Here is an 18,377-nt window from a genome sequence, read left to right on the forward strand (position 1 = left end):
TATATGGATAAATTATTAAAGAATGCTTTTAAAATGCAAATTCAATCCAAAGAAGGATTTGAGTTCGAAGAATTTATTGATGAACTGTTTCTTTTGAAATATGGCGTCGATAACTATACGCCCATCAGAAGGAATAAGGATAAAGGCAATGACGGTACTATTTTACCCGAACAAAAAATATTGGCTTGTTACGCACCAAGAAAATATAACAAAACTGATTTTGAAACGAAAGTTTTAGGGGCAACAAACAAAGAAGGAGATTTTGAAAAATATCAGAAAAACTGGAAAGACAAATTTCCAAATTGGGAAATGTATGTAAATCACGAAGTATCGCCGGAGCAGTTTACGTTAATTCAGGATTTGGACGGTAATACTTCGATAAAGGGCATAGACCAAATCCTTTCAACTATTGATGAGCTTGTATCAAGTAAAAAGCGAAAACTTGCAGCCTATTTGGGTATTGAAAACTTCTTTATTCAGGACTATATTCAAGACATCATTAACGATTTGTTGAATGCTTCCAGTGAAGAAGATAAGGCTTTGCATTTTGACAGAAAATCATTAGTTCCCCCTCAACAGAAAATTGAACTCAATTTTGCGCAGGAAGATTGGGACGGGATGAACTCGGAAATGGTATTGGTTATGGAGGAATTTAATACAATTACCAATATACTTTCGGGGTATAATGACGATGAAATCAATACGCTGAAAAGAAGGATTATAAACGATTACAATAAACTTTCAGGAAGTTTTAAGGAGAGGTTATATAATCTGACTGACCAATATACAACGGCATATGGAAACATTAAAGACGATGAATATGTGAAATGCGTAAAATCTATTCTGCTGTATATGTTTGAACAGTGTTTAATAGGTAGAAAAACAGAAAATGAACTATGATATTACCACAGCCGGAAAGCAATCTTAAAACCAACCTTATGGTATTGGGGGCGGATATTATAAGTATTATGGGCAATTCTCCATTTAAAAACAAATATGCCATCGTTGATGATATAATGAATAAGTTTTTAAACAGGGATAAAGATAGAACGCCCGACCTTTTTCTATATGCTTTGACATTTTTGCATACGATTGGTAGTATTGAGAAAAAAGGGTATAAAATCAAATTAGTGAAGAAGGAAATCCAAGAGGAAAATCAAACAAGTTTATTCGACAATGTTAATTAAAATATATTCAGAAACGAACCTTATAGATACTGTTCCATTTCACAATGGAATAAACATCATATTGGGTAAATACTCTGGGGATAAAGAAGCAAGAGGTATTAATGGTATTGGCAAGTCCACGTTGGTTAGGCTTGTTGATTTTACCTTATTAAGTGGTAAAGCAGAGAAAAGATTTGCTCAAAAAAAGTATGATTTTTTACGGGATGATGACCACACCATTACTTTAGAATTTGACATACAGGGACAAAAGTATTTTATTAAGAGGGGTTTTTCCGATACAAAAAAAATCTTTTTTGGAAAACGACCAGATGCTCTTGATGAATATGAAAAACCTGAAATGCCCAAAGTACTGGAAGGGATATTTTTCCCGACAGAGAACAACGAAGTGTTCTTTGAAGGAAAAAGGTATGGAACGTTAATGGAATTTTTTGTTAAGGATGATTTGCAAAGCCAGCAAAGGGCTGACCCTTTAAATTTTGTTTCCTACAATGCCAATGCAAGAGAAAAGGCATTATATAATTTTTATTTGCTTAACCTTCCAACTAAAACGCTTTTAAAATATAATGAGGTTTCTTCGGAATACGAAAGGTATAATAATACAGTAAAATCCCTTTCAGAAAAGGTCAAAGCAGATACAGGTAAAGATATTCAGGAGTTTAGAACCGAGCGCCTAAAAATTGAAAAAGATATTGCAGCACTCGAAAGCAGTCTGAAGGAGTATAATTTTCTTGCCAATCATAAAGAGATAGAGCAAAAATTAAATCAGGTCATTTCTGAAATTAATGAGCAATCTATCATATATCATAATACAAATCGGAAATTAGATAAACTAAAATCCTCTTATAACGAGGTGTCATCTATTGACCTGGACAAAATTCGTAAACTCTACAATGAAACGGTAGCAACGTTTGGCAACTTTGTAAAAAGAAGTTTAGATGAAGTTATAGACTTTAAAAAGCAACTTTTGGCGAATAGGAATAAATATTTGTTAGAGGAAGAAAAGAAATTACAATCCTCAATAGACCAAAGTTTAATACAACTTGAAAAATTAGAAAAAAATAGGAGCCAATTATTTTCATTGTTGAAAGAGAGAGGTGCGTTGGATAGGATTGAGAGTACCTATGAAAGATTAGTGAATGAAAAAACGCTTTTAGAACGAAACACCTCTATTGTAAGAGAAATTGACGAAATCGAAGAAATATTAGGGAACTCAAATATTGTAATAGCTGAATTAAAGAGGGATATTGTTAGCGAACTAAACAAGCAACAAACCTATCTTGATGAGTTGCGATTGTTATTTCAACAAATTCTTGAAAATGCTATCTATTTGGATGAAGAATTTGATAATTCTTATTTTAATATCACATTAAACTCTACTTCGCCAAGAAATCAATTGCCTTTTAAAATAAGTCTGGAAATTCCCAAAGCGGATGCTTTAGGACAAGAACGTTTAAAAATTGTAGCATATGATTTAATGGTATTCTTAAAAAGCAGGATTGACAAACGGAACATCCCGGATTTTCTTGTACACGATGGTGTATTTCACGCCATATCATACAGAACAATATCCAATGTCCTGAACTATATGTACCATAAATCAAATGAGCTACATAACTTTCAATATATCGTTACTTTCAATGAGGATGAAATTGATTTAAACGGGGACGAAAGTAAGTTCGGAAAGTTTGATTTTGATTGGTCTAAACAAGTAATTGCTGAATATTCAGATACAGAGCAGGAAACAATTTTTAAACGTTTTTTTTAAATGGCGAAATATCAATTACCCCCTTTAAAAGATGAAAGGTTATTCGAGGAACTCACTTGTGATTTATTCAATTTTGTAGAGAATACTTCGTCATATGAAAATACAGACTTTCAGACATTTGGCGTGAAAGGGCAAAATCAGAAAGGTATTGATGTCTTTTCTACTAAAACCAAAACGGTAATACAATGCAAATTGAAAAGCATTGGAAGAAAAGACGAAACTATCAGGAAAAATCTAATTCAGGATATAAATGCAGACTTAGAAAAAGCAAGGGATTTAGCAATTGATTTTGACAAATTTGTTTTTGCTTCTACATTTCGTGACGATGCTCAAATACAGGAATACCTAAATCAAATTAAAAGAGAACAGGGACTACCATTTCATTTGTATTATTGGGGATGGGATACTATAACAAAACATATTGAGCAATCAGAGGCTTTATTACATAAATATTTTCCAAAATTTGTAAAAAAGTCTAAGCCTGTAAAGCCAAAAATTGAATTACCGGACGGAGCATTGGGAAAAGAGCTTTCTAAGAAGAACTATATTGACTATTTAAAAAAACGGTATGGCGATTGGAAACAGATTGAATTAAACAAAAAAGGAGAAAAATTTAATTGGGCTGCTTTCACCATTTCATTATCCAAAAGATATAAAGCATCAGGAATGAATTATATTGATGTTCGACACTTTGATGATTTGGCATCATATCTAAAAAGCCGGATTGATGGTACAATAATGGGAAAAGTAAACAAGTCTAAAGGAATAAAAAACTATTCTGTGTTTGAAGAGTTCTCGGAAACTTAAATCTAAAATATCTGAAGATTTAACACTATGCCATTAAAAATAAATGTACCCTATAGCGATAAAGATGTTGCCAAATCAAAAGGCGCTTTTTGGGATGTGGAACAAAAAACTTGGTTTGTTCCTGACCATAAGGATATTAATGATTTCTAACAATGGATAGACAAATCAAAAGCATCGGTTATTATAAAATCGCCTGTATCAATTGCTTTAAATAGTAGTGATTGTTATAAATGTGCAAACAAAACTGCTGTCATATCCTTAGCTTCAAATAATTTTTATTATTTGAGTACTGACGACAATGAGGATGAAAAATGGTTTCGAGCGGATGGGTTGTCTTTTTTTAGTATGCCGATATTTATCGAAAATGAACTTGCAGGCAAAATCAATAGATTATTTCCAAATTATAAAATTGCGTATTCTAAGACGGCGGAAAGTAGTTATTGGGCAAATCATTGTGAGAATTGTGGAGCTTTGCAAGGCGACTTTTTTCTACATTCAGAACCTGGCGGTGCTTTCTTTCCTTTAGAAATAGAAGAATATGAACAATTAACTTTCATTACTGTTCCCTCCAAATTTGATGTAGAAATAGATGCTGATTATTCTTGGTTGAGCAATGCTGATGACATTCCTGACTATGCTAAATCAATAACCTACGAAGAATTTTTAGAACAGAAAAAATAAAAAGGGGAATTTGCCTAAACAAACTCCCCAATGTCAAAATCACCCAAATCACTTTTCCGCAAGGTGGAAGAACTGGCTTCAGCTTCAGATGAGAGCGTACTATCCAAAAGCTCGGCAATTTTTCGGGATGCACCCTCAATGGAATTTTCCAGCAGGCTGAATAATTCAGTACCTTGTAATCTTTGAACTATCGCTACCGCTGTTTCTTTTTGGGATTGTTCCAAATTTTCCTTTTGGAGCAACGCCCCTATAGAGCTTAGTTCATCATAGGTAACCCCCTGGGCAAGACTGTTATCGCCACTGGATATTCCATACCTATTCCATTCTTCTTCCTCTTCCTCCCAATCAGGTATATTACTGAAAACTTCGTCCAGCTCTTCCTGCGGAACCTGAATACCTACGTTTTCATTTTCGTCGTATTCTATGTCTAAATTATCGGGGTTTATCTCCTGTTCCATTATTTGGCTTTCGTTGGCACTGTTTGGCACTGAAAGGCTTCTTACAGGCTTGGGCTGCCCCATAATATTCGGCAGGTTTGGGTTCACTTTTTCCTGCTTTTGCTTTTGTTCCGACCTTTTTTTAATGACAATCTTGTCCTGCAAAAGCAGAGCAATGACTATCAGCAAGCATATCACAATTACTGTTTCCATAGCTTATAAAATGGGTTTGTACTTATCATTAAAACTCTTGGTAATTTGCTCGCCAAATTCCTGAAAATGGTAATCAAGCAAATTGTCTAAGTAGGCGTAAATGGTTATTTTATCTTCGCCTATTACCTGTACGATACGTGTTAGTTTTTCGTGAAAGTCTGGTCGGATATAAACCGTTTTTCCATCACGGGCATTGGTGTCCGGTCTTCTGAAAAAGATACTTTCATAATCGGTTTCGTTTGCCTTTTTAACCCTGCTTTTTTCTTTAACCACAGGTTTCTCCTTTGGCAATTCATCGGGCTTTATATCTTGTTTCTCCGGTTTTTCCGCAGGTTCCGGAGGAAGCTGTAACCCGTCCTTTTTAATGCCGTCCACCATCAGGTTCATCATCAGTTCCTCGTTAATATCCGGCGTGGCTTTTCTTTTATTATCTTTCTCCATAAGGCTACAATTGAATGATTTTTAAAAACTCGTCTATGAACAGGTCTAACTGACAGGCTTTCATCAAACGTTCATCGGGAGGCATCACGGTAGAGCGGAAAACGGTTTTGCTATCTGCTTCACTCTCTTTACGAAAACGGGTGCTGTTCTTGATTTGGCTTTGCATCAGGCTTAACCCCAATTGTTCGATAAGTTGGTTATACACATCATATAAGGGTGTGCTTTCCCTGCCGTCCACCTGGTTCCAAAACAGGTTAATGGTTTCTATGGAAGTTTCCCCTTTTTTCATAATCACATCCTGTAAAAGCTGTGTGAAAATGAGCGTACTTTCCATTACCACACGGTCTGCGGTAATGGGCGTGAAAATGTGGTGCATCCCTGCCAGTGCTTTCAGGATGCCTGGTGTGTTCACAGTTCCGGGCAGGTCAAAGAATATCACATCAACCGGAACCGAAGAAGTGTTTACAAATTCGTGAGCCGCATCCAATACACTATCCGCTTTATGCTGCATAATCGGGTAGGCTTTTTTGTTGATGGTGGTAAATTGCTTATACGCCAGCTTTTTCAAAGCCTCATTTTCCATTACCATTGCCAAATCCCTCGTCTTCATTTTCATCAGGCTGTGCTGCGGAAAATCCGCATCAAATACGGCTACATTGTAGCCTAACCGATAGTGCATAGTACTCGCAACAAGCGTTGTAAATGTGCTTTTGCCTACACCGCCTTTTTGAGAAGAAAAGGCGATAAATGTTGTTTTGTGTTTTGCGTTCATATTTCTACTTATTTAATTATTTATATATCCAAATACCTATGTCCGTTTATCCGCAGTTGGTTATGCACCATTGTATATAGGTTCATAGTCGTGTACAGCAATAGTCAGGTAAGCGAGTATGCGGCGAGTTATCTATATACCCCAATACGCATTTATGTCCGTAGGCAGGTACGCAGGTTCTTACCAATATACCTGCTTGCTTAGGTGCTTAAAACTCTATGTACCTAACCCCATAAACAGGTGCTTCCGTCTGTACTTTTTCACATCTGCACAACTGCACTTTTTTATATCGGTACTTGCGTAGTTACGCTGTTACCTGCATAGCTATCTATGCCCTTATATCTGTTGATAGGCACAAAGAAATGCAGATATATAGGTGCTTTCATTAACGTGGCACTGTTTGGCGTTCAAAGGCAGTGTTTGGCACTGCCATACATTACAATCCTTTCGTAAAGAGGGGGTTACTTTGTAAAATGATTTTTATTAACGGATTTATGCAAAAGTCTTTTCACAAATCGGAGGGTAACGGGAACGGCATCGAGCCGTTTTTCCCTGCTACTTTTAATCCGTCCCGCAGGGCGGATTTTTGTGTTCACCGGAACACGGCAAGTTGTGTTTTGAGCATCTCGGAATGATTTCCGATGCTCAAAACAACTTGCCCTTTGCAGGGGCAGAAAACACCTTCCGAAGTCAGGGTTTTGTATGGATTTAAAATGGATTAGTGATGAATGATAATAACAATAAGCAACAGAAGAAGACCGGACGCCGCCCGAAAAAAGACCCGGCGAACATCCGATACACGATTTCCTTTAACGAGCAGGAACACGCCCGTTTTCTTGCTCTTTTTGACAAATCAGGTATGCAGGTAAAGGCGCATTTTATTACGTCCTGCATCTTTGACAAGACCATAAAGACCATTCAGATTGACAAAGGAACAGTTGATTTTTATATGCGGCTGACCTCTTTTCACAGCCAGTTCCGTTCCATAGGCGTGAACTACAACCAAATTGTAAAGCTGTTGTACAAGAATTTTTCGGAGAAAAAAGCCGCAGCATTCCTGTACAAACTGGAAAAACAAACGGCTGAAATGGCGATGCTCTGTCAAAAAATCATTCAGATGAGCGAGGAATTTGATGCAAAATACCTCAAAAAATAGCGGTAGAAATGATAGCAAAGATTGGCAGAAGCGGGAATTTATACGGAGCATTGGCGTACAATCAGCTCAAAGTAGAAAATGAAAACGGACAAATTTTGTTCGCCAATAAGATAATTGAAACCGCTAACGGGCATTATTCCGTTGCACAATTAGCCCAATCTTTTGCGCCCTATCTGATTGCCAACCGAAATACCGAGAAACATACTTTGCATATTTCGCTCAACCCCGACCCGAATGACAAGGTAAGCGATGATAAATTTCGGGAAATAGCAGAGGAATATATGCGTGAAATGGGTTACGGCGAACAGCCTTTTGTAGTATTCAAACACACCGATATTGACCGCAGCCACATCCATATTGTATCGGTTTGTGTTGATGAGCAGGGCAAAAAAATTTCGGATAAGTTCGAGAAAATGCGGTCTATGAACCTGTGCCGGGAGTTGGAAAAAAAACACGGGTTGATACCCGCAACAGATAAAGAGCGCAATCAGAATGATAAGGTTTTCCGTCCGGTAGATTATAGGGCAGGCGATGTAAAAAGCCAAATCGCTTCGGTAGTCCGACACCTGCCGAACTATTACCAGTACCAAAGTTTGGGCGAATACAATGCCTTGCTATCTCTTTTCAATATTACCGCCGAGAAAATCGAAGGAGAATTGCAGGGAAAAATGCAGCAGGGTTTATTGTACATTCCATTAAATGAAAAAGGCGAAAGAGCCGGGCATCCGTTTAAGGCTTCCCTCTTCGGCAAGGGCGCAGGGCTACCTGCTTTGGAATTGCATTTTGCGAAATGCAAAACAGCTTTAAAAGACCACCCAAGCAAGCAAACCCTAAAAGCTGCCGCTACCATTGCCCTGAAAACAACGAGCGATGAGCAGGCTTTCAAAAAGCAATTGGCTGAACAGGGCATTAACGTAGTGGTACGCCGGAATGATACAGGTCGCATTTACGGAATGACTTTTATAGACCATAATTCTAAAACGGTTTGGAACGGTTCACGCTTAGCAAAGGAACTTTCTGCCAATGTCTTTAATGATTATTGGAACAATAACATCAAACCGGAGATAAAAGAACCTGCTTTACAGCAACCCAAAATATCCATATCAAATGATGCGGATCTTCCTGCGGAAGAACCACACCATTTGTTCGATTTCTTAACTACGGAAAAACACGAAGACGGTTTGATTGAAGCATTGGGCGGTTTGCTACCCGAAGCCCAGGGCGAGGATTATGAAGAATTGGATTTTGCTAACAAGATGAAGAAGAAACGCAAACGCCAAAGAGGTCAGAAATAGTAATCAGCCAAATACTGCCACACAACGCCACTGGCTGCCACTTTCTTATAGCCACTCCATAGAGCCTTTAAATTCACGCCCGAACATTAAAACTTAAAATAATGCAGGGAGAAGACGATTTAAGAGGGCTTGCCAAGATAATGGCTTTTATGCGGGCAGTCAGTATTCTTTTGGTACTGATGCACCTTTATTGGTTCTGCTACGGTTTCTTTTTAGAACGTGGGTGGACGTTGGAAGTAATCAACAAAATACTGGGCAATTTCGACAGAACGGCAGGTTTGTTCTCACATACCTTATACACCAAAGCATTTGCTTTGGTTTTGTTGGCTTTGAGTTGCTTAGGAACGAAAGGCGTAAAAAATGAGAAGATAACCTGGTCTAAAATTTATGTGGCTTTGGGGGTAGGCTTTGTGCTGTTTTTTCTTAATACCTCATTATTAAAGCTATCTCCGGCAACAGGCACATTTCTGTATATCCTTACCATCTCTTTAGGTTATATCTCCTTATTGATGGCAGGTGTATGGATGAGCCGTTTGCTCCGTACTAACCTTATGGACGACGTTTTCAATAATGAAAACGAGAGCTTCCAACAGGAAACCAAGCTGATGGAAAATGAATACTCCGTCAACTTGCCCACCAAATTTTACTACAAGGGCAAATGGAACAACGGTTGGATAAACATCGTAAATCCTTTCAGGGCATCTATCGTGTTGGGTACTCCGGGTTCAGGAAAATCCTATGCTATCGTAAATAACTACATCAAGCAGCAGATTGAGAAAGGCTTTAGTATGTATATCTACGATTTCAAATTCGACGACCTTTCTACCATTGCCTACAATCACTTACTGAAGCATCGCGACAAGTATAAAATTCAGCCGAAATTCTATGTGATAAATTTTGACGACCCACGCAAGAGCCATCGTTGCAATCCACTCAATCCCGACTTTATGACGGATATTTCCGATGCTTACGAAGCAGCTTATACCATAATGCTGAACCTCAACAGGTCCTGGATACAGAAGCAAGGGGATTTTTTCGTGGAAAGCCCAATTATCTTGCTTGCAGCTATTATTTGGTATCTGAAAATCTATGAAAACGGCAAGTATTGCACATTCCCGCACGCCATTGAATTACTGAATAAAAAGTATTCGGACGTATTCACAATTCTTACCTCATACCCTGATTTAGAGAATTATTTATCGCCCTTTATGGATGCTTGGCAAGGCGGCGCACAAGACCAGTTACAGGGGCAAATTGCTTCTGCAAAAATTCCTTTATCAAGAATGATAAGCCCGCAGCTTTATTGGGTAATGACTGGCGACGACTTCACGCTCGACATCAACAACCCGAACGAGCCGAAGATTTTATGCGTTGGTAACAATCCTGACCGTCAAAATATTTACTCCGCAGCTTTGGGTTTGTACAATTCAAGGATTGTAAAACTCATCAATAAAAAAGGGCAGTTAAAGAGTTCGGTTATCATAGATGAGTTGCCCACAATTTATTTTAGGGGACTGGATAACCTTATCGCAACGGCGAGAAGTAATAAGGTAGCCGTTTGCCTGGGCTTTCAGGACTTTTCGCAATTAACGAGGGATTACGGCGACAAAGAGAGCAAGGTAATACAGAACACGGTTGGTAATATATTCAGTGGTCAGGTGGTTGGAGAAACGGCAAAAAGTTTATCTGAACGCTTCGGCAAGGTGTTGCAGAAACGCCAAAGTATGACCATTAACAGAAATGATAAATCTACTTCGATATCCACACAGTTAGACAGCCTCATACCTGCATCAAAAATCTCAACTTTGACACAAGGTATGTTTGTAGGTTCTGTATCGGATAACTTTGATGAACGTATCGAGCAAAAAATATTTCACGCCGAAATTGTGGTAGATAATGAAACAGTTGCTGCCGAAACAAAAGCCTATCAGAAAATACCGGAAATCCTGTCCTTTGTTGATAAGCAGGGTGAAGATAAAATGAAGCAGGAAATTGAAGCCAATTACAAACAGATAAAATCAGATATACTAAATATTGTTGTAAGTGAAATGGAACGCATCAAGAATGACCCCGATTTACAGCATTTGGTACAGGAGTGATAAAATAAAAGGGAAGTCTAACACCGTCTAACACCTCCCTTTTATTTTGCCCGTATGCTATATTACTACAATATACCACGAGGTATATGAATACCTTTTGCCCGTACAATGCTTTCCTGAACCATTGGGGTTTCTTTCTGCTTTTCCACTTGTTCCGGAGTATCTGCTTTTGTTTCCGGTGTAATGGATAGCTGTATTTTCCTCTCAACAGCAGCCAGTTCCGTTTTAAGTTCGCTCAATCGGCTTTCCCTAGCCCACGTACCGTTAACCACTTCCTGAAGTATGGGCAGGTCTTTTTGTATTTCAGAAATTTTCTCCTGCTCCTGCTTAATAAAGCCCGGCAGCTTTTCTAAAGCCCTCAAAAAATTCATTGCTGCGGTTTCAGGGTCTTTCGCCATTATGCCGTTGTTGTAGGTGTATTTGATGTTGCCCTCGCCCTGAACCAAAAAACGGTTTACCCTAATATCTGCCCCTTCTTTTTCAGAGATTTCAGTTTTAACCAACAGCGTAAAACCATACAAGCTGCCGATTTCTTCATATCGCCCTGCGGTACGAGCTTTATCCGCAATCTGGTTGAGTTTCGTACCGATTTGTTTCGGGTTTGCATTCGGCGGTAAGCCATCCAACAGCACCGGATTTGCGATTGTTCCGTCTGAATGATTTTGTAGGCGTTGCTGCAAGTTTTCCCAGTCTGTACTCATCCGGTTCAAACGGGATTGGGTACTTTGCAACATTTCCGTATAATCCTGCACCTTAAATTTGGCACTGGATTTAGAACGGTTGAACGCCTGCTTTTCACTTTCCAGTCCGGCAATCTGTTTCTCCAGTTTGGCTTTATACAACAGGTCTGTATTTCCTGACAGGATTGCCACATATTCCGAGAAGTTCATTCCCGATTTTTCGTCCATACTTCCCTCGTCAATCGTTCTTTTACTTAGGTTATTAGTCTTTAACTGGTCGATGAAAAGTTGCTTGTTATACAGCAGGTTGAACTTATAACTATCCAAAGATTTTTCAACGGCATAGATAATCACAGCAACTTTATTGTCGGCGAAGAATTTGGCTATCTCGTTGCCTTTTCGGATAGCCCGCCCGTCCCTTTGTGCAAGGTCTGACGGTCGCCACGGCGTATCTAAATGATGAACTGCAACGGCTCTTTTCTGTGCATTAACACCAGTTCCCAACATACTGGTAGAACCGAACAGCACACGGATTTTACCCTCGTTCATTCCATTGATAAGGTCTTTACGCTGCTTATCATTTTTGGCTTCCTGAATAAACCGCACTTCGTTTGCAGGTATGCCGTGCTCTTCTACGAGCTTGCGTTTGATTTCGGAGTACACATTCCATTCGCCGGGCTTGTAGGTTCCTAAATCGGAAAACACGAACTGTGTTCCTTTTTGTGCATTGAACTGGTTGTAATATTTGGCAATATTTGCCGCACAATGCGAAGCCTTGTTGTCGGGATGGTCATCATATATTCCGCTTACCATTCGCATATCAAGCGACATCTTACGGGCATAGTCCGTTGCAATGAGCATCTTTGCTTTTTCTTCCCTTTGCGATAGTGGTAATCTTCCGAGCAAAGTAGCATCGCCCGTTTTAGCAAACTGCATCAAGCTTTGTATAAAATCTTCCTGGTCAGGCGTAGGCGGTATATTGTACAATACCTCGTTCTTATTGGGGCGGTCGATACCAATATCCTTAGCCGTCCTGTAATCCGTAATTTCTGAATAGAACTGCGCCAGTTCCGGCACTTTGATAAAATAGCGGAAACGCTCTTTGGCGACAATATTGTTAGCTACCGAAAATTCATAATCGGTCGTTTTCCTTGCATAGATAGCTGCCCACGCATCAAATGAATGGATGCCCTGCTTTTCCAATGCACGGGGGCGCAAGTATTTAAACAGCAGGTATAGCTCCGTTAATGAATTGCTGATAGTTGTACCCGAAAGAAAGGTTGCGCCCATATCTGCATTGGTACGCTCCTGAATGGTGCGGATTGCAAAAAGTAGGTTCAGTGCCTTTTGACTACCGTCCACGTTGCCCAGTCCGGCTACCCGTGTATGACGGGTGTTGAACATCAGGTTTTTGAACTGGTGGCTTTCGTCCACAAACAAATGGTCTATGCCCATCATCTTAAAGTCCACAATATCATCTTTGCGATTTTCAATATCGTGTTGCAGCGTTTTCAGCTTTACTTCAAGATTTTCTTTGCGTTTAATTACCCCGGCGAGCATTCCCTTTGTAACTTCCTTGCCTTGCGATTTCAGGGCATCGAGGTTACGCTCTACGCTGTCTAATTCTATTTCGAGGATTTCCTTTTGTATTTCGGGCGATTGCGGTATCATTCCGAACTGGTCGTGTGTGAGTATCACGCAATCCCAATCGTTATTTTTAATATCCCCGAAAATCCGCAGGCGTTTTTTCGGCGTAAAGTCATCAATACCTGGATAAAGGATTTTAGCGTGTGGATAGGCTTTTCGATAGTCTTCTGCAATGGCGGGTATATTTGCTTTCAGCCCTATAATCATCGGCTTATGGGCTAATCCCAAACGCTTTATTTCCTGCGCTGCGGTACACATTATCAGCGTTTTTCCTGCGCCTACTTCGTGGTCGCAGATAGCACCGTTGTTCAGCTTTATCATCCAAACGGTGTCCTTTTGGCTTGAATACAGGTCTTCAATGCCTGCTCCCTTACGGTCTAATCCCGGAAATTCCTGATGTCTTCCGTCGTAGTTCGGGCGAACGAAACAGTTAAAGGTATCGTTGTACTGGTCGGTCAGCCTGTTTTTAAACTCATCGTTCTGTGCGTGTAGCCAGTCGGTAAAGGCGGTACGGATTTCGTCAATCTTGGTATTTTCCATTTGTATGGCTTCCATATCCCGTACTTTGACCTCTTGGTCGCCAACCATTATTTTTTTGGTAATATCAGGCGTAGTGTTGACAAGGGCGTGTTTGAGCAGGGCAATACCGTCAAACGTGCGGCTTTCCGCTTTGACCGCATATTTTTCCCAAATGTGCATATTGCCCTGATGACACTTTACGGAAAAGTCGTCAGAGCTTTCGGAATAATGAACGAGTACGTCCGCATCGAACAAGTGCAAAGCAAAACGGGCATAAATTCCGGTAGGTATCCACCGTTCGCCGAGGTTAAAATCCAGTTCCTCAAATTCAATACGTTTTGGTCGGGCTTCCTCTAAAGCGGCAAGGCTTTCTTTGGCTTCGGTATCATCAGGATTGTTTTCGAGATAGGCTCTTACTTCATCGGCTTTCTCAACTACGTTGCCTGCTATCCAACATTCGGCTATTTCGTATTCCTGTTGTAGCGGATTGTAGAACAACCTACCGTGTAGGGCTTCTTTCAGGGTATCGGCAGGGAGGCTGCTGATTTCTGACATAAAGTCCAAATCCACGTTTCCGTATTTGTTCAGCGAGGCGGCTAAAGCCTCTTCAGGATTATCGGTTGCTAACGTGGTGGTAGAAAAGCTAACGGGACGGCTGAAAATATCTGCTTTGTGGATTACGCCACCAATGATGCGCTCCAGATAAGGAATTTCTTTGCCTGTACTGTCCGTCTTTATCAGCTTGGCATTGTCGGCAGCATTGAGATTGCCGTATTTTTTGGTAAAGGCATCGTACAGGAGGTTAAGGGTTTCCCGTTCTTCCTTGTGTTCGGTCTGCTTTTCAGCTTCTTTTTGGTACAGGTTGATATAACTGTCCCTTACGGCAATATAAGCTTCGGCTCTTGCTTTCTGTGAGGTCGGCAATTGCAATGGATGAAAGATTGCTTTTTTGTCTTCCTTTTCCACCTCTTGCAGATAACCTACCCAGCCATTATCCACCACAAGGCAATCGTTTCGGTAGAACGATTGCAGTTCGCCACTATACGGAGCCGGTTCAGGAATAGCATTAATATTGTTAGCGGTAATGACTGTCTTATCAGACTGGCCATTACCGTTTATTTGTGAAAACAGGTCGCCGATAGCTTCCTGTTTTTTGCCGTTTACTTGGTTGGTTACATTGGCAGCACCATTAGATTTTAGCGGTGTATAAGGTTGCTGCCTTGCGCTACTGAACAAGTCGGGCTGGCGACCTATTGTATCTCTGCTTTTTCGGGTGCTTTGCTTTTTGCTTCGGGTAGTTCTTTTGGGTAACGCAATTACGGCAACAGGTTCGCCCGCACTTTCAAACAGGTCGAAAATGCTTAGTTGTTTCAATTCCTGCGGGCTTTCCTGACGGACTACCGGAGTTGGTTCGGGTTGTAGTTTTTGCCGAATGGTTACAGGCTCTATTACCGGAGGTATAACCTTTGGCTCAATCGGAATTTGTATAATAGGCTCATCGTTCCGTTTGCCTTTGTATAAACCCAAATTCAGATGCTTACCGAAATCTTCGGAAAGCATTTGTTTCAAATCTTTGGCAATCCCATCAACACCATTTTTATGCGTATAGATTAAGGCAGGCTGTCCGTATGGGTCAGTATCTAATTTGTAGTCTGTATGCACAATCCTTGCACTGTTTTGAAACAAGGCATTGCCTGGTGTATTGTATTCGGTTGGATTGCTTCGGCAAAACAGATCTTCCCTGTCGGTCAGATTTTCTTTTGCCGTATTTTTTTGCAGGATAATCAGGTCGCTTCCCACTTCCGTACCTGCATATTCTGTAAACAGGTTGTTAGGTAATCTTACAACCGATACCAAATTATTATCCTGCATTAACGCCCTGCGTATGGGTTCGTTTTTAGGGCTGTTCAATATGCCTTGTGAAGTGATATAAACTAACAAACCACCCTCACGGAGCATATCAGCACCTTTCAGAAAGAAGTAATTGTGTATGCTTCGGGCAGCCTGTATTTTTGCATTGTCCTTGCTTCGGGAATAAGAAAGGTCGAATACGGAAGTATCGCCAAAAGGAATGTTACTGGCTACTACATCATAGCTGTTTTGTTCCCTTTCGGGAATTTCCTCAAAACCGCTTACACGTACATTGCTTTCGGGATAAAGCTGCTTTAAAATCTTGCCTGTCAGCAAGTCCTTTTCATAGGCAGTAACATTGGCTTTTTGACTTTCCGAAAAGGATTGTATGAATGAGCCGATACCTGCGGAGGGTTCGAGGAATTTATCAATATGCAGACCGCTATCCCGCAAGGCTGATGAAATGGCATCTATGACCTCTGGCGGGGTATAAAAAGCCGTTAAAACAGAACTTTTCATACTATCCACATACCTGCGGTATTGCTTATCGTCTTCGGAATTTTCTTTGAGTAGTTGGTGGAGTTCCTGCGTAATCGGAAAGAGGTCGTGTTCCGTTTTTCTCCAATTATTGATGTCTATTTCATTTTCAAAGGGGTTCAGAACGAATTTAAGACCGCCAAATCCGCTGTATTGCATCATTAGCAGTCTTTCGCCTACGGTGGCTTGCCGTTTCTCCTTTTCCAGTTTAAAAACAATTCGCAGGGCATCAATATTCTGTTGGAGATGGAACCGCTTACTGAAGCCCATTTTCCTCAATCCATATTGCGATGGTTCCGGTCAGTTCGGTATAGAGTAAATCGAACTCAAACCCGTGGATGAAATCATCGGTTAATTCATATCCTGCAAATACAGGTTCGCAAACAGGAAACATTTTCAGGGCGAACGGTCGCAGTTCCTCATCTGCCATTATGGTATCAAACTCATTGCATACCACTTTAAAAACCGTGTCGAACTTGGAGAAGTGTAAGCCCTCAAACAATATGTAATTAGCTATTTCATTGCATTGCTCTACGGCGTTTCCCGACCGGAACGCCCCCTCATAAGCGTTGGCAGCCCACGAAGACCGTTGGTCTATAAATTTTTGGTCGTGTACCTTTTCGGGGAAGCTGCTGTTTAATAATTCTTGCAGTCGTAATCTGAAATACGATAGGTCTTTTTGATGTACGTCCATACTATATTTTGTTTAGAATTTTACTTAAATCCTAAAATTATAAGCGGAAGCAAATACCTTTGTGAATGTTGCAGGGTTTGGCGTTGAGAGGCGGTATTTGGCGTAATAGAATGAAAAGACAAAAGGATATTTCTTTACGGCAGATATATTATAATATTTTTTTAATACATTTGTCGTTCCAAAAGGAAATGGTGTTCTTCCTTACCCAACCGCTTTTAAAAGCTGATGACGCCTGATTAAATTAAATGTTTAACATTTTAATCAGGTTGGTTATGTCAATAAATAACAAAAAGTCATTCGGTCAAAAAATCAATTTATCTACGAAAGTATTTTTCAGAAAGTATCCTTCAATTCCCTACATCCTTAAATGGACATTTTTATGTTTGCTTATCGGACTTTGTGTTGGTAGTGCTTCAGCAGGTTTTCTGCAATCATTGGACTGGGTTACAAATTATCGTGAAAATCATTTATGGTTAATTGCATTATTGCCAATTGGTGGTTTTTTCATCGGTTTGCTCTATTACTATTTGGGCAAAGACATTGAAGCAGGAAATAATTTGCTTATTGACACCATTCACAACCCCAAAGAAATTATTTCGTTCCGAATGGCTCCGTTTGTGTATATCGGAACTATTGCTACGCATTTTTTTGGCGGCTCGGCAGGACGTGAGGGAACGGCTTTACAAATGGCGGGTGCTATTGCCGACCAATTTGTCAAACCTTTTCGGTTGACAGAGAGCGAACGAAAAATTTTAATTATTTCGGCTATTTCCGCAGGTTTCGGCTCCGTATTCGGAACACCATTAGCAGGTGCAGTCTTTGGTTTGGAAGTTTTTCTAATCGGACGACTGAAATATGATGCTATTTTTCCTGCATTTGCCGCAGGAATTATTGCCGATTTAGTTACCAAACTTTGGCAGACACATCACACACATTATCACATCAATTTTGTACCCAACATTTCATTTCTAAATATTATATATGCAATTATTGCAGGGATTATTTTTGGGTTATGTTCCGCAACATTTAGCAAGGTCATTCATAAAACAAGTGCAATTTTTAAATCAAAAATTGAATTTGCTCCTTTTCGTCCCTTAGTTGGCGGAGTGATTGTGGCTTTTGCGTTTTGGGCAATCGGCACAACAAAATTCATTGGGTTAGGTATTCCAACTATTGTTCACTCGTTTGACCAACAATTACCTCCATATGATTTTGCGTTGAAAATGGCTTTTACTATTATCACACTTTCGGCAGGTTTCAAAGGCGGCGAAGTAACGCCTTTATTCTTTATCGGAGCAACTTTGGGAAATGCTATAAGTTTATTCATTCCGTTACCAACAGGACTTTTGGCAGGAATGGGATTTGTTGCCGTATTTGCAGGAGCAACCAATACACCATTAGCTTGTATTATTATGGCAATTGAACTATTTGGTGTTGAATGTGGTGTATATGTAGCCATCGCTTGTGTAATTTCGTATCTCTTGTCAGGCCACACTAGTATTTACGGTAAACAAATGATTGGCGAACCAAAGAACCGCAGATTTTCAAATCACCAAGGAAAACGCTTAAGTGAACTCAATGGAAATCATAAATAAA

15 protein-coding genes and 1 riboswitch are annotated in these 18,377 nt (G+C 40.0%); of the genes, 10 read left to right on the forward strand and 5 right to left on the reverse strand.

The window, feature by feature from the left end; translation table 11 throughout:
• Positions 1–3 precede the first annotated feature (3 nt).
• The 6 genes from B3317_RS10965 (at position 4) to B3317_RS10990 (ending at position 4,440) form a co-directional block, all read left to right on the forward strand.
• Positions 4–900, forward strand: a complete 897-nt coding sequence (locus B3317_RS10965) for a hypothetical protein (protein WP_124986853.1) — start codon at positions 4–6, stop codon at positions 898–900.
• Positions 897–1,187: a hypothetical protein gene (locus tag B3317_RS10970; protein ID WP_124986852.1), complete on the forward strand. Its 291-nt coding sequence runs from the start codon at positions 897–899 to the stop codon at positions 1,185–1,187. The genes B3317_RS10965 and B3317_RS10970 overlap by 4 nt, the downstream gene beginning before the upstream one ends.
• Complete coding sequence (locus B3317_RS10975; protein ID WP_291111406.1) at positions 1,177–2,952, forward strand: DUF2326 domain-containing protein; 1,776 nt, start codon at positions 1,177–1,179, stop codon at positions 2,950–2,952. The genes B3317_RS10970 and B3317_RS10975 overlap by 11 nt, the downstream gene beginning before the upstream one ends.
• Positions 2,953–3,759, forward strand: a complete 807-nt coding sequence (locus tag B3317_RS10980; protein ID WP_291111409.1) for an endonuclease — start codon at positions 2,953–2,955, stop codon at positions 3,757–3,759.
• 27 nt (positions 3,760–3,786) lie between these two features.
• The gene (locus tag B3317_RS10985) at positions 3,787–3,909 is read left to right on the forward strand and encodes a DUF5710 domain-containing protein (protein ID WP_291111411.1); all 123 of its coding nucleotides are present in this window, start codon (positions 3,787–3,789) and stop codon (positions 3,907–3,909) included.
• 132 nt (positions 3,910–4,041) lie between these two features.
• Positions 4,042–4,440: a hypothetical protein gene (locus tag B3317_RS10990; protein ID WP_291111413.1), complete on the forward strand. Its 399-nt coding sequence runs from the start codon at positions 4,042–4,044 to the stop codon at positions 4,438–4,440.
• A gap of 14 nt (positions 4,441–4,454) precedes the next feature.
• Here B3317_RS10990 and B3317_RS10995 read toward each other — a convergent pair whose 3' ends face one another.
• Genes B3317_RS10995 through B3317_RS11005 form a run of 3 tightly spaced genes read right to left on the reverse strand, consistent with a single transcriptional unit; the run spans position 4,455 to position 6,303 of the window.
• Positions 4,455–5,090 carry a conjugal transfer protein TraD gene (locus tag B3317_RS10995; protein ID WP_291111415.1) on the reverse strand — a complete coding sequence of 212 codons (636 nt, stop codon included), beginning with the start codon at positions 5,088–5,090 and terminating at the stop codon, positions 4,455–4,457.
• A 3-nt stretch (positions 5,091–5,093) separates the two neighbouring features.
• A complete protein-coding gene (locus tag B3317_RS11000; protein WP_109568744.1) occupies positions 5,094–5,531 on the reverse strand; it encodes a DUF3408 domain-containing protein in 438 nt (145 codons plus the stop codon).
• A 4-nt stretch (positions 5,532–5,535) separates the two neighbouring features.
• A complete protein-coding gene (locus tag B3317_RS11005; protein ID WP_109568745.1) occupies positions 5,536–6,303 on the reverse strand; it encodes a ParA family protein in 768 nt (255 codons plus the stop codon).
• Between the two features lie 724 nt (positions 6,304–7,027).
• Here B3317_RS11005 and mobA point away from each other — a divergent pair.
• The 3 genes from mobA (at position 7,028) to mobC (ending at position 10,853) form a co-directional block, all read left to right on the forward strand.
• A complete protein-coding gene (gene mobA / locus B3317_RS11010; RefSeq protein WP_066440844.1) occupies positions 7,028–7,459 on the forward strand; it encodes a conjugal transfer protein MobA in 432 nt (143 codons plus the stop codon).
• An 8-nt stretch (positions 7,460–7,467) separates the two neighbouring features.
• Positions 7,468–8,754: a conjugal transfer protein MobB gene (mobB, locus tag B3317_RS11015; RefSeq protein ID WP_291111418.1), complete on the forward strand. Its 1,287-nt coding sequence runs from the start codon at positions 7,468–7,470 to the stop codon at positions 8,752–8,754.
• Positions 8,755–8,855: 101 nt separating this feature from the next.
• Complete coding sequence (mobC, locus tag B3317_RS11020; protein ID WP_109568746.1) at positions 8,856–10,853, forward strand: conjugal transfer protein MobC; 1,998 nt, start codon at positions 8,856–8,858, stop codon at positions 10,851–10,853.
• Between the two features lie 65 nt (positions 10,854–10,918).
• Here the strand turns inward: mobC and B3317_RS11025 are convergent, their stop codons facing one another.
• Both B3317_RS11025 and B3317_RS11030 read right to left on the reverse strand, forming a co-directional pair.
• Entirely contained in the window at positions 10,919–16,357 is a 5,439-nt protein-coding gene (locus B3317_RS11025) for an N-6 DNA methylase (RefSeq protein ID WP_291111421.1), read from the reverse strand.
• Complete coding sequence (locus tag B3317_RS11030) at positions 16,344–16,781, reverse strand: DUF1896 domain-containing protein (RefSeq protein ID WP_291111423.1); 438 nt, start codon at positions 16,779–16,781, stop codon at positions 16,344–16,346. Before B3317_RS11030 ends, B3317_RS11025 begins: the two co-directional genes overlap by 14 nt.
• 175 nt (positions 16,782–16,956) lie before the next feature.
• Positions 16,957–17,023, forward strand: a riboswitch (Fluoride riboswitch).
• Positions 17,024–17,053: 30 nt separating this feature from the next.
• Here B3317_RS11030 and B3317_RS11035 point away from each other — a divergent pair.
• Positions 17,054–18,376 carry a voltage-gated chloride channel family protein gene (locus B3317_RS11035; RefSeq protein ID WP_291111425.1) on the forward strand — a complete coding sequence of 441 codons (1,323 nt, stop codon included), beginning with the start codon at positions 17,054–17,056 and terminating at the stop codon, positions 18,374–18,376.
• The last annotated feature ends 1 nt before the right edge of the window (position 18,377 follow it).

Source organism: Dysgonomonas sp. UBA7710, assembly GCF_002482385.1.
GTDB lineage: Bacteria > Bacteroidota > Bacteroidia > Bacteroidales > Dysgonomonadaceae > Dysgonomonas.